Consider the following 12659-nt stretch of genomic DNA (forward strand, 5'->3'; position numbering starts at 1 on the left):
CGACACGGGGCGTCGATCGAGACGGGGCGGGAAGGCAAGCGGGCGTTCGCAGCGTCGATCGCGCTGCGCGGTCGCCCTCAGCCGAGCGGGGCGGCCAGGCACCACCCCTCCTCGAGAAGCCGGTCGACCGCCTCCAGGGCGAGACGCAGCCGTGTCGAGCGGTCGCCGCGCACCTCCTGCCAGGGCACACCGCGACGGGCCAGCACCTTGCGGAACCGCTCGGTCATCCAGGGCCGCACCGCCTCACCGTCTCGCAGCCCGTCATCGTGGAACGGCACACCCTCATGGTCGGTGAGCAGGTACAGCGCCCTGGGCGGCATGGCGTCGGAGAGGACGTGCACCGCCTCGGTGGCCCGGCCGACATAGCGCTCCTGCCAGACGGTGGTGGCCAGCGCGTCGGTGTCGCACACCAGCACGGGCCCGCCGGCTCGCGCGGCGCGCTCCTCCTCGGCCGACTGGCGCGCGGCGACGGACTCGAAGTCGGCGTCGCTCCACTCGAGGTCGAAAACCGTGGGCTCCGGAAGGCCGCGGCGGGCGGCCAGGGCGCGGGCCACGGCGAGCTTGGCGACGGTCAGTTCCCGCCCGTACTCGGGGACCCAGCGGGTGAGCGCGTGCGGACCCCCACGCTCGCGCAGCGCCTCGGCCAGATCGTGGGAGAGCGTGGTGGTGCCGGTGGATTCGGCGCCGAGCACCACCACTCGCCGGGCGAACCAGGCCCGCACCGGCGGCTCCAGCGCGTCCCAGCGGCCCACCGGATCGCTGCGCACCGCGGTGGCGGAGACCGCGAACGTCTCGCGGGCGACGTCCAGTCGGACATTGGCCGCGCCGAACCGGCGCGCCAGTTCGGCGCCGTACGGCTCCGAGGTGAACACCGCGTCCACCGGGACGTCCGCGTGCGGGCCGCCGGACACCCCCTCACGCATCAGGGCGACGTGCCCTGCCCAGGCGCTGTCGCTGCCGTAGTCCACCCGGATGTTGTCGACGACGCCGGTGATGGCCACATGGGGCCGGTCGGCATACGCCTCGCGCAGCCAGGCGACCCGGTCGGCCAGTGGTATCGACTCCACGTCGGCCGCCATCGCCACGACAGTGAGGCGTCGGCAGTTGTCCGCCGCGGTGCGCACCAGGAAGTGGTGACCGGTGTGCGGGGGATAGAACTTGCCGATGACCAGCCCGTGGTCGAAGGAGGCGGTCATGCCCGCACCAGGTCCACCGCGTCGGTCGCCCGGCCGGCGGCCAGCTCCCGGTGCCAGCCGCGCAGTCCGAGCAGGCACATCGTCAGGAAGAGCACGTAGACGATACCGGTCAGATAGAGCGCCTTGGCGAAGTAGAGCGGGATGTAGACCACGTCCGCGGCCATCCAGAAGTACCAGTTCTCGAAGGACTTGGTGTTGAGCAGCCACTGGGCGGCCAGCGACAGTGCGGTGGTGAGGGCGTCCCAGAACGGTGCGACGTCGTGGGCACGGGCCAGAACCACGGTCAGACCCCAGGTCGCGGGGGCGGCGAGCAGCAGCAGAACGACGATGGTGCGCGCGGAGGCATGACCCATGAGGCGGGGGGAGCGGCGCTCGCCACCGCGCAGCCAGGTCCACCAGCCCACGGCGGCCAGCATCAGGTAGACGACCTGCAGCAGGGCGTCGGCGTACAACTGGGCGCTCCAGAACAGAACCAGGAAGAACAGGTTGTTGGCGATGCCGACGGGAAAGTTGGCGATCCGCGCCCTGACGGTCAGCCAGACGCAGGCCGCCCCCGTGGCGAAGCCGAGCAGCTCCGCCCAGGTCACCGCGTCGCGGCCGAAACCGAACAGCACAGTGTTGAGGGGCGCGACGATGTCGCCCAGGACGTCGCTGACAGCCATGGAGAGCTCCTTGCCCAGTAAATGTCAGCATGACGATAAAGGGTGGAGTCGTCGCGTGCCAAGCCCTCTCTCACGCCTCCTCTCGCCACCGGCAGGTCGTGAGATCCCGAACCGCTGAAACGCGTTGGCGGACCACGGTGGCCGTTGCTAGCCTCTTGGAGGCCGTGCGAGAGATCGAGGAGGTGGTACCCGTGAACACAGTATCGACGTGGGTGCTCTCCTCCGGGGTCACGGTCGGGCGATAGGTCGTCCGGGAGCGCCGTTCATGCGCACTCCCGAAAGGCACGACCATGACCCTTCACTTCACTTCTGAACAACGTCTCGACGGCGGCGTCCTCGAACGCGAGTTCACCCTCGGTGGGATCCCGGGCATCCTGTGGACGCCCGCGTCCGCGTCCCCGTCCGCACCGGTGCCGCTGATCCTGCTCGGCCACCCTCCGCTCGGTCTGCGCACGATGTATCCCCGGTTGGTGGGGCGCGCGCGGCAGGCCGCTGCGGACGGTTTCGCCGCGGCCACCATCGAGCTCCCCGGAAGCGGTGAGCGACCCCGGTGGGCCGCCGCCGAGCAGGCCCGCGCCGACATGCGCCGGGCCATGGAGGCCGGCGAGCCGGTCGGCGACGAGATCGTCGACGCCCTCGTCCTGCCTCTGGTGGACAAGGCGGTCCCGGAATGGCAGACCGCCCTGGACGCCCTCCTGCCGCTGCCCGAGATCGGCGGCCCGGTCGGGTACTCGGGCGGAGTGATCTCCATCGGTGTCCGCCTTGCGGCGGTCGAGCCGCGCATCTCGGCCGCCACTCTGTTCGCCGGGAGTCTCGTACCTCGCGCCATCGTCGAGGAGGCCCGCCGGGTCACCATTCCGCTGCACGTCCTGCTGCAGTGGGACGACGAAGGCAACCACCGGCAGGCGGCCCTGGACCTCTTCGACGCCTTCGCCTCCGACGAGAAGACACTGCACGCCAACATGGGCGGGCACACCGGCGTCCCACAGTTCGCCGGAGAGGCCGCTGCCAGGTTCTTCGTCCGGCATCTGCACCAACAGGGGACGTGACCAGGCAGCCCACGCCTGCTCACAGGACGCTCCTGATGTCACCCTCGCTCCCCAGGCGTCGCGCCCCACCGGGCTCGCGTCGTCCGCCGGCCCGCCGGACCCCAACCGCATCCGACTCGTGGACAGATGATCGAATGACGGAGCTCTGGTTGGGGTAGAAAGGTTCCCGGACGTCCTCCCTCAGTGGAAGACTCCGTTACTCACCCCAGCCGGCATCCCCGGCGATATCGAAGGACGCAGCATGGCCAGCGGCACCGTGAAGTGGTTCAACTCCGAGAAGGGCTTCGGCTTCATCGCCCAGGACGGCGGTGGACCGGACGTCTTCGCCCACTACTCCAACATTTCCGGCAACGGATACCGCGAGCTGGTCGAGGGTGAGACGGTCACGTTCGACGTCACGCAGGGCCAGAAGGGCCCCCAGGCCGAGAACATCGTCCGAGGCTGACGTCCTCTACGGCCTCTGAAGCCATGTGCGGAGTGGCACCACCGACGCGGGGCGGTGCGGGTCGCCAGCCTGTCGGGCCGGTGATCCAGAGGCCGAAGGTTTAGATCCCCCGCCGCGAAGAAGGGGCCCGGCGTCAGTCGGGCCCCCTCAGGCATCAACGCCGACAACAAGTCACAGACCGCCAACGCGGCATCCGCGTCGACACGCTCGGCCTGCTCCTCGCCGCTCGGGTCACCCCGGCGAGCTCCCTGGCATCGCCGGCGGCATCCCCCGCGCTCGGCCCATCGCCTTCACTTGTCAGCGTTGCGCTGCTTCTCGTCCTTGGGCTCTGATGTGGACTCGGCCCGCGCGGATGCGGTGTAGAAGACGGAACTGCCCTGCTTGTTCCGCTGCACCAGGCTCCTCGCGACGAGGTTTTCGAGGCTGGTGCGCACGACGTTGGACGAGATGGTGCGATCGGGGTGCGCGTCACTGAGTTCCTTGGACACTTCTGCCGCGGAACGGGGTTCTTTCTGCTCGATCAGGTGGTGGCGGATGAGATCGACCAGAGTGGGGCCGGTGACCTTCCGCGCGGCCGGCTTCCTGGTGGCAGACTTCGCAGCGGCCTGCTTCTTACCCTTGGGGGACTTCACCGCGTCCGCCTTCGCCGTTCGCCGCCTACCGGAAGCAGAAGTGGCCTTCTTGCCGGAGGGCGGAACGGCAGCGCCGTTGGCGTGGGAGGGTGCGGTCGTCGGAGTGGGGACACCGAGAGCCTGCTGCATGTTCACCAGGACACCGTGATCGTGTTGCAGTGCCGTCAACTCCGCTTGGAGCGTGTTGAGTTCCTCGGCGATGCGCTCTTGTTCCTTGACGTTGCGCTCGAGGTCGCTGGCCACCTGGCTGATGTACTGCGAGGTCAACGCAGTCGCTGACACCGTTGCGTCGGACATGGTCGTCTCCTTGGTCGGCGGCCGGGACGTGACTCTGGCGGGCCGACTGGGCGGGCCAGGGATGGCGTTGGGCCGCAACGTGCCCTGCTACAGCGATAGTACGGGTGAAGCGCCCTGTTTCTGCGGCGCGGGCGCTCTGTCCGCGAGAGGCCTGGGATCAGGCCACCTGTACGAAGGGGCACCGGTGATGAGCAGCCGAGCATGGAAGTGGACGCTGCTCTCGGCGTAGACGGCTCTGCTGGTCTCCGCGTGTGTGGGATGGGGCGGTTGTCCGCATGCGAAAGACGTCCACGGCTCTCAACTCATCGGCACCTGGCGCGCCTGGGAGTGTGACACCACGCTGACGGGTTCGTCTCTCTCCTGACGGGGCTGACCAGCGGAGCGAGGAAGAGGTGATCGGGCGACTCGGCGCCGGAGGTCGCGGCGCCGAGTGCACGGCCGCCTCAGGACAGCGGGACGCCGGCGATGGCGATGCGCTCCATCACTCGACGCCGGGGGTGGTAGTCGTTGATGGCGTAGTGCTGGACGGCGATGTTGTCCCAGATCGCGATCGAGTCGGGCTGCCAGCGGAACCGCACCTGGAACTCGGGGATCCGTGCCTGGAGCCCGAGCTCGTGGAGCATTTCCCGGCTCTCGTCCTCGGGCAGTCCCACGATGCGGGTGGTGAACGGCTCGTTGACGTACAGGGTCCTGCGTCCGGTGCGCGGGTGCCGCACGACTACGGGGTGTTCCACCGGAGGCAGGGACTGGCGCAGCGCCCCGATCTGCTCCGGGGTCATGAACGTACCCCAGGTCGGCTCCCAGTCGTGCACGGCTGTCAGGCCCTCGACGCGCCGCTTCATCGCGTCGCTGAGGTTGTCGTAGGCGGCGCCCATGTCGGCCCACATGGTGTCTCCGCCGGATGACGGGACCTCGACCGCGCGGAGCACCGATCCCAGGGCGGGCGCGGCCATGAAGGAGTGGTCGCTGTGCCAGATGTTCTCCTGGCCGATGGCTGCCGCGTCCTTCGCCAGTCGTGAGACACCGGCGGTGTCGCCCTTGGGGAAGAACGGATTGGGTTCCGGCTCCCCCCACACCGCGGACAGGGCCAGGTGGGCGTCGACGCCGAACTCGCGCTGGTCGCGGAAGAAGATGACCTTCCATTCGAGCAGCGCCTGCCGCAGCTCCTCGGCGAGTGCCTCGCCGATCGGCCGGGACAGGTCCACACCGCCGATCTCCGCACCGATGTGCGGGGTCATCGGGGTGATCTCCAGCAGTCGGTACCCGACCTGAGGCGTGCCCGGCGTGGTCCGCTCCAGCACACGCCTGCCGAAGTGGATCAGCGGCTTCTCCAGCAGGGGGTTCTTGTCGGTTCCGGCGGTCTCCATGTGGCCCTCCACGCTCGCATCCGAGAAATCGTTACCGAAAGTATCGATATCTGACGAGGTTGCGGCAAGGGCTTCTCCATGACCAGTTCGCCGCGTCGCCGCAGGGGTGCGTCATCCGAGGGTCCGGTCGCCGGAGTGCCACGCCTGCGGTGCGGTGGTGGGAGTAGCAGCAAGCATATAGCCGTATCGGCAAGCTGCCCTGAAGCTCTCGACACCGGACGAGCGGCCTCGCGGCAAGCCCTCGCGCACCCTCGTGACATTCGCGGTGAACAGGTCTTGTCGTCACGCCAGGCGGTATCGATACTTCACGTAACGATTTTCTGCCAGGTCGACCGGTGAGCGCCCTCGGGCCCCCACCTGTCGGTGCCCCCTGTCCCGGGTTGCCCACCAACCATGCCTGCCCCAGCGCAGCCACCTCCGCGGAGTCCTCGTGCCCGACACCGAACTCACCGCCGCCACGCCGACCCGCCCCGGCCGGGCGAGCCGCAGCCACCGGCGGCAGGCCTGGACCGTCACCGGGTTGCTGGTGGTCTTCATGATGGTCAACTTCGCCGACAAGTCCGTCCTCGGACTGGCGGCCGACCCGATCCGCCGTGACCTGGGCCTGTCGGCGACCGGATTCGGCCTGACGAACAGCGCGTTCTTCCTGCTCTTCTCGCTCTGCGGCGCCGTGGGCGGCCTGTCGGCGGATCGGCTGCGGCCCCGCTGGTTGCTGCTGGGCATGGCACTGCTCTGGTCCGCGGCCCAGGCCCCGATGGCCCTCGGCGGAGGGCTGCTCACGCTGGTCGCGTCGCGGATCGTGCTGGGTGCGGCGGAGGGGCCCGCCTTTCCCGTGGCCCAGCACACCGCCCTCGCATGGTTCCCGAACCACCGCCGCAACCTTCCCGGCGCTCTGCTCAGTATCGGCATCACCCTCGGCGTGGTGGTCGCCGCGCCAGGGCTGACCTGGACGATCCAGCACCACGGCTGGCGTTCGGCGTTCGCGGCGGTCGCCTTCGGCGGCGTCGTGTGGGCGGCCGCCTGGGCGCTACTGGGTCGGGACCGGACCTCGGGAGCCGAGGTGCACACCGTCCACTCCGGCGGGGCCGCCCCCGGCAGCGCCGACGAAGACGGCTCGCGGGCCCCCTCGTACCGTCGCATCCTGGCCACCAGGACCTGGATCGGCGCCACGATCGGCTACTTCAGCACCTACTGGATGATCGCCCTCTCACTGGTGTGGGTGCCGTCCTACCTGCACGACGGCCTGGGCTACTCCACCACCACCGCGGCAGGCCTGGTCGCCGCGCTTTGGGCGGTCAACGGCATGGTGCTGCTGGGCCAGGCGGGACTGACCGGCTGGCTGCTGCGACGCGGTGTGAGCAGCCGCTGGGCCCGCGGCCGCACAGGCGGCATCCTGCTGCTCGTCTCCGCGCTCGGCTGTGCTGCTTTGCCGCAGGCCGGCCGCGGCCCGGTCACCGTGCTGGTCCTGCTCATCGGCTTCGGCCTGTGCGGGGCGATGTCGACGGTCGCGGTTACCTCGGTCGCCGAACTCGTCCCGGTCCGTCGACGCGGCGGCTCCCTCGGCCTGATGAACGCCGTGGTCACCCTGGCCGGCCTGATCGCCCCGGCCCTGACGGGACACCTGGTGGACACCCAGGGCAGCGACGGCTACCGGCACGCCGTGCTGCTCGCCGCCGCACTGCTCGCGCTGGGGGGAACGGCCGCTGTCACACTGATCCACCCGGCCCGCGACGCCCGGCGTCTGACACCCTGAAGATCAACCGGCCGGCTTGCCGACCGCACGGACGACCAGGTCCACCAGGTCCTCGACGAAGAGCGCGTTGGGCAGTTCCCGCTCCGCCAGCAGGCGGTAGACCAGGGGCGCCGCCACCAGCGTGGCCGCCGACCGGATGTCGACGTCGGGACGCACCTCCCCACGGGCGATGCCACGCTGCAGAATGCGCCGCGTCTCGGCCATCAGCCGTTCCGTGTAGTCCACGTACTCACCGCGGGGCCCTCCCGGCTCGGCCGCGGAGGTCATCAGCTCCGTCAGCAGCCGGGCCGTACCCGGCAACCGGTAGGCGGCCAGGCGCGCTGTCAGCACCTCGCGCAGCTCAGCCCGGATGTCGCCCAGGTCCGGCACCGACAGAGGCCCGATACGCGATTCCGCCGCCGCGATGATCAGAGCCTGCTTGGACGGCCAGCGCCGGTAGATGGCGGGCTTGCTGACCCCTGCGCGGGCGGCCACGGCGTCCATCGTCACCGCCTTCACGCCGTGCTCGGTGACGAGCTCGATCACCGCCTCGAGGGTGGCGTCCGTGACCCGCTCCTGCCGCGGCCGTCCCGGCCCCCGCTCGGCCCTCTGTGTCTGTGCGCCGACCATGCTCCGAGAATACGGGGTGCCCGGAGGCACTCCCCCGGGGCACCGGCCGAAGAGACGTTCGGTCCTGGCCTCGCACAGCGGCCGGCCCCGCCCGCTCGCTCCACATGCGTGTGAGTCGACGGCGGATGGGACGGGAGCCGGAGAGGTGGTGGGGGAGGAGGCGGTACGGCGGTGCCGTCTATGCTTCAGGGCAGGGGTGTCATGACCAATCGGGACTGGTACGACGACAGGGACTACGAGGACGCAGCCGAGCAGGCTGAGCGGATGGCCCGGATCGGTTGGAAAGCGATCGCCGGTGTGACGGGACTGCTGGGCATCGGCGTGATGACCCTCGTCGTCGGTTGCCTGGCCGTCGCCGTCGGCATGGCGTACGTGGTGGTTGCCATGCCATAGCGGGGATCGGTCCGTCGACGACGCCAGGCCCGCCGCGTCGTCGACACCGTGGCCTTGGCTGGGGGAGTGGCGCACGGGCCGGTTGGCGGGGTGGTTCCGGTCATCTGGCGGATGTTCCCGCAGCGCGTTCGCGAGCACCCTGGAGCTCACGAGTCACGACACGGCGCCACCCGTGCCCGTGCCATGCCGCGCTGCCCGAGCGGTCTCACGCCACCGGACTCCGGTCACCGGACTCATACCGGGCCCAGAAGGAGGTCGGTCCCATGATCCGCCTGACATTTCTGTGCGCCCCCGCCGTGGAACCGCTTCCCAGTGACCGCTCCCGCAGCGACCGCAGCGTAGGTGAGGCAGGCGTGACGGGAGCAGGGCCACCTCCGCCCGACATGGTTGTCCGGGCCCCCTCCCTCCGCTGTTCGCAGGCCGCCGACGCCCTCGGTCTGGTGGCAGCGGCCGAGCCCGCGCTGCGGGACCTGGACCTTGGCAGGTGGTGTGGTCGCACCCTCGGCGACATCGCCGCAAGCGACCCCGACGGGTTCACCACCTGGCTCACCGACCCCGATGCCGCACCGCACGAGGGTGAGTCCGTACGTCAGCTCTGCGACCGGATCGCGTCCTGGCTGAGCGAAGTGGCGCCCGGCACGGGCCACGTACTGGCCATCACGGAAGCGGCCGTCGTCCGGGCCGCGCTCATCCACGCTCTGGCCGTACCGGCAAGGACCTTCCCGCATGTCCATGTGCCGCCCCGGTCCGCAGTCACCCTCACGTCGCGCGACGGCCGCTGGGACGTACGGCTCGACCACGCCTCCGTCGCTGAGTGCCGCCCATGGCCGGTCCCGCGTTCGGCGATGTCCCAGCCCACCGCAGGTGATCGACCCCTGCCGGTTGCCCGCCTGGGCGGTGAGGAACGATCAAGTCCTACCCGGGAGGCGATGTTCGCCGGCCATGGGTAGGCCCTGGGAGAAAGCATTCGGGCCCGGCACAGCGGGGAGGCTGTGTCTCGCCTCTGCGATCGCGGGCCGTCGCCGCCTGCGCGCTCCGCACCCAGGCCGTGCGCCTGCGTTCGACAGGCCAGGCCGGGGCGGGGCGGCTCTTCGGCCGAAGCCGGTTCGCCGTGTCCAGCCACGGATACCCAGACCAGGACGAAGGCCGAACAACCGAGCCGGCCCATTGCGCGGGAGGGCGTTCGGCACCGAGCAACACGCCGTGTTGCAGGACCGCTGTCACTCCACCGCGTACACACAGCAACGGGGCGATGCCCGGGCCCCGGACAGTGGACCGGACTGACTGGAGGCGAGAGCACATGCACCCCGACGCCACTGCCAAAGGCACGACCAGTGCGGCGACAGTCACCGAGGCGCAACTGGCGGAGGTGCTGGCCGGTGTGCTGCGTGCCGAGCGGGTGCCGGTGGATGGGGACTTCTTCGCAGATCTGGGTGCTGATTCGCTGGTGATGGCGCAGTTCTGCGCTCGGGTGCGGAAGCGGGACGACCTTCCGTCGGTGTCGATGAAGGACATCTACCGGTACCCGACGATCCGGAGCCTGACCGAAGCCGTGACCGCCAGTGCTCCCCCTGGGGCGTCTGCGGGCACTCGAGCCGATGTGACGGCGTCGACGGATGCGTCGACCGGCACAGAGGGCTCCATGGCGGAGGTGCTGGCCGGCGTGCTGCGTGCCGAGCGGGTGTCGGTTGATGGCGACTTCTTCACGGATCTGGGTGCTGATTCGCTGGTGATGGCGCAGTTCTGTGCCCGGGTGCGGAAGCGGGACGACCTTCCGTCGGTGTCGATGAAGGACATCTACCGGTACCCGACGATCCGGAGCCTGGCCGACGCGTTCACGGAAGCACCCGCTGCCGCCCAGTCCTCGCAGGCCCCGTCACAGGGCGACTCCCGCGTCCCCGCGGAGAGCGGCTCCCGCCCCGACGTGTCGGCTGCGCCCCGGTGCGGCCCATGGCGGCACGCGCTGTGCGGGACGGCTCAGCTACTGATGTTCCTCGTCTTCTCCTCTCTGGGCGCCACGATCGCCGTACTCGGCTACGAGTGGACCGTGGAAGGCGAGGGGCCGGCGGGCACCTACGTGAGGGCGGTGCTGTTCAGCGCGGTGCTCCTGGTCGGCGCCTGCGCGCTGCCCGTCGCGGCCAAGTGGATGCTCATCGGCCGCTTCGCTCCCCGCCGGATCCCCCTGTGGAGTCCCGCCTACCTGCGCTTCTGGTGCGTCAAGACCCTCATCCGTACCAGCCCGGTACGTCTGTTCACCGGTTCACCGCTGTACGTGCTGTACCTCAGAGCGCTCGGCGCGCACATCGGAAAGGGCGTCACCTTCCTGTCCCGGACCGTCCCGGTCGGCACCGACCTCCTGACCATCGGTGACGGCACGGTGGTCCGCAAGGACGTGCTGTTGTCCTGCTACCGCGCACACGACGGCTGCATAGAGACGGGCCCCGTCACCCTCGGCGCCGACGTGACCGTCGGCGTCCAGGCCGTCGTCGACATCAACACGTCGATGGGCGACCACAGCCAACTGGGACACGCCTCCTCCCTGCACTCCGGGCAGGCGATTCCAGCCGGAGAATCGTGGCACGGGACGCCGGCGGAGCCGACGACGAACGACTTCCGCACCGTCGGACCCGCCGCGTGCGGCCCCCTCCGCAGGGTCCTCTACAGCCTGTCGGAACTGCTGGCCCTGCTGCTGGTGTACCTGCCCCTGGCGCTGGCCGGCGTGAGCCTCGTGTTCACGGCGGTGCCGCAGCTCAACGCGGTGTTCACGCCGGGGCCCCAAGCCTTCACCAGTCCCGCGTTCTACGTCGAGGCACTGGCCGCGTCCCTGGTGGCCTTCTTCGGAGGCATCGTCGCGGGACTGCTGGTGGTGAGCACAGTCCCGCGGCTGCTCAGCCTGGCGATGGAGCCGGGCCGGACCTACCCGCTGTACGGCTTCCACCACAGCATCCAGCGGGCGATCACTCGACTGACCAACATCAGGTTCTTCACCACACTCTTCGGCGACAGCTCCGCGATCGTGCACTACCTGCGGTGCCTGGGCTACGACCTGTGCCACGTCGAACAGACCGGCTCGAACTTCGGCTCGCTCGTCAAGCACGACACCCCGTACCTCAGCACCGTAGGCACCGGGACGATGGTCGCCGACGGACTCTCCATCATCAACGCCGACTTCTCCAGCTCGTCCTTCCGACTGTCCCGCACCTCGATCGGGCCGAACAACTTCATCGGCAACCGCATCGCCTACCCCGCGGGCGGCCGGACCGGCGACAACTGCCTGCTCGCGACCAAGACCATGGTCCCCGTCGACGGCCCGGTACGCGAAGGTGTCGGACTGCTCGGCTCACCCAGCTTCCAGATCCCGCGCTCGGTACTGCGCGACACCCGCTTCGACCAGCTCGCCCAGGGTGCCGAAATGCGCCGCCGGCTCGCCGCCAAGAACAGGCACAACGCGGTCACCGCGAGCCTGCACCTGGTGGCGCGCTGGTTCCACTTCTTCGTTCTCGTCCTCATCACCATGACCGCCGTCGAGCTCTTCCCGACGCTCGGGGTGCCGGTCTATGCGCTGGCGGGCCTGCTCACCGTCTTGTTCACCGTCTTCTACTTCGCCCTCATCGAGCGGGCCGTCACGGGATTCCGTCCGCTCAGATCGCTGTATTGCTCGATCTACGATCCCGATTTCTGGGGTCACGAGCGCTACTGGAAGCTGACGTCGCACGAATACGTGCAGGCCTTCAACGGCACCCCGTTCAAGGTCCTGGTCTGGCGACTGCTGGGCGCCAGGATCGGACGCCGGGTCTTCGACGACGGCTGCGCCATCACCGAGCGGACCCTCGTCAGCATCGGAGACGGAAGCGCTCTCAACGCGGGCAGCGTCATCCAGTGCCACTCGCAGGAGGACGGCACCTTCAAGTCGGACCGCGCCACGATCGGCGCGGGCGTCACCATCGGCGTGGGAGCCCTCGTGCACTACGGCACCACGATCGGCGACCGGGCACAACTCGCCCCCGACTCCTTCCTGATGAAGGGCGAGGAAGTCCCCCCTGAGACGCGGTGGGAGGGCAATCCCGCCCAGGAGGCGGATACCGTTCGCGATCGGTAGGCCGACCGGCCGATCTGCGGTCGACCTGCGGCTGAACGGTGCCGAGAAGGGCGCCGCAGGACTAGAGCGTGTCTCTTTGATCGGTTGGTCAATTGATCGGATGTGTCCGTCCGACTGGGTATCACTGATGCGATGTGGGACCGGATCGAGCCGCTGA

General features: G+C 69.6%; 11 protein-coding genes. 6 read left to right on the forward strand and 5 right to left on the reverse strand.

Features of this window, described 5'->3' with window-relative positions:
• Nucleotides 1-77: 77 nt before the first annotated feature.
• The gene (locus tag ACWCPN_RS31600; protein WP_451213167.1) at nt 78-1196 is read right to left on the reverse strand and encodes an AAA family ATPase; all 1119 of its coding nucleotides are present in this window, start codon (nt 1194-1196) and stop codon (nt 78-80) included.
• Nucleotides 1193-1858 carry a nicotinamide riboside transporter PnuC gene (pnuC, locus tag ACWCPN_RS31605; RefSeq protein ID WP_451213170.1) on the reverse strand — a complete coding sequence of 222 codons (666 nt, stop codon included), beginning with the start codon at nt 1856-1858 and terminating at the stop codon, nt 1193-1195. Before pnuC ends, ACWCPN_RS31600 begins: the two co-directional genes overlap by 4 nt.
• A 290-nt stretch (nt 1859-2148) precedes the next feature.
• Here pnuC and ACWCPN_RS31610 point away from each other — a divergent pair, with 290 nt between their 5' ends.
• Nucleotides 2149-2907, forward strand: a complete 759-nt coding sequence (locus ACWCPN_RS31610) for an alpha/beta hydrolase (RefSeq protein ID WP_451213173.1) — start codon at nt 2149-2151, stop codon at nt 2905-2907.
• Between the two features lie 241 nt (nt 2908-3148).
• Nucleotides 3149-3352 (forward strand): cold-shock protein, encoded by a 204-nt coding sequence (locus ACWCPN_RS31615; RefSeq protein ID WP_014677112.1) that lies wholly within the window; start codon nt 3149-3151, stop codon nt 3350-3352.
• 290 nt (nt 3353-3642) lie between these two features.
• On the opposite strand, the gene ACWCPN_RS31620 is transcribed toward ACWCPN_RS31615, so the two are convergent.
• Nucleotides 3643-4281: a BlaI/MecI/CopY family transcriptional regulator gene (locus tag ACWCPN_RS31620; RefSeq protein WP_451213175.1), complete on the reverse strand. Its 639-nt coding sequence runs from the start codon at nt 4279-4281 to the stop codon at nt 3643-3645.
• A 443-nt stretch (nt 4282-4724) separates the two neighbouring features.
• Nucleotides 4725-5648 (reverse strand): TauD/TfdA dioxygenase family protein, encoded by a 924-nt coding sequence (locus ACWCPN_RS31625; RefSeq protein WP_451213178.1) that lies wholly within the window; start codon nt 5646-5648, stop codon nt 4725-4727.
• A 430-nt stretch (nt 5649-6078) separates the two neighbouring features.
• Between ACWCPN_RS31625 and ACWCPN_RS31630 the strand changes: the two genes are divergently transcribed.
• Nucleotides 6079-7401 carry an MFS transporter gene (locus tag ACWCPN_RS31630; RefSeq protein ID WP_451213181.1) on the forward strand — a complete coding sequence of 441 codons (1323 nt, stop codon included), beginning with the start codon at nt 6079-6081 and terminating at the stop codon, nt 7399-7401.
• Nucleotides 7402-7404: 3 nt separating this feature from the next.
• On the opposite strand, the gene ACWCPN_RS31635 is transcribed toward ACWCPN_RS31630, so the two are convergent.
• Nucleotides 7405-8010, reverse strand: a complete 606-nt coding sequence (locus ACWCPN_RS31635; RefSeq protein ID WP_451213184.1) for a TetR/AcrR family transcriptional regulator — start codon at nt 8008-8010, stop codon at nt 7405-7407.
• Nucleotides 8011-8211: 201 nt separating this feature from the next.
• Between ACWCPN_RS31635 and ACWCPN_RS31640 the strand changes: the two genes are divergently transcribed.
• The 3 genes from ACWCPN_RS31640 to ACWCPN_RS31650 all read left to right on the forward strand — a co-directional run bounded on the left by ACWCPN_RS31640 (nt 8212) and on the right by ACWCPN_RS31650 (nt 12502).
• Nucleotides 8212-8403 (forward strand): hypothetical protein, encoded by a 192-nt coding sequence (locus ACWCPN_RS31640; RefSeq protein WP_451213187.1) that lies wholly within the window; start codon nt 8212-8214, stop codon nt 8401-8403.
• Nucleotides 8404-8786: 383 nt separating this feature from the next.
• Nucleotides 8787-9353 carry a histidine phosphatase family protein gene (locus ACWCPN_RS31645; RefSeq protein ID WP_451213190.1) on the forward strand — a complete coding sequence of 189 codons (567 nt, stop codon included), beginning with the start codon at nt 8787-8789 and terminating at the stop codon, nt 9351-9353.
• A gap of 350 nt (nt 9354-9703) precedes the next feature.
• Complete coding sequence (locus tag ACWCPN_RS31650) at nt 9704-12502, forward strand: Pls/PosA family non-ribosomal peptide synthetase (RefSeq protein WP_451213193.1); 2799 nt, start codon at nt 9704-9706, stop codon at nt 12500-12502.
• Nucleotides 12503-12659: the final 157 nt, after the last annotated feature.

This window comes from Streptomyces sp. NPDC002386, from assembly GCF_053593175.1.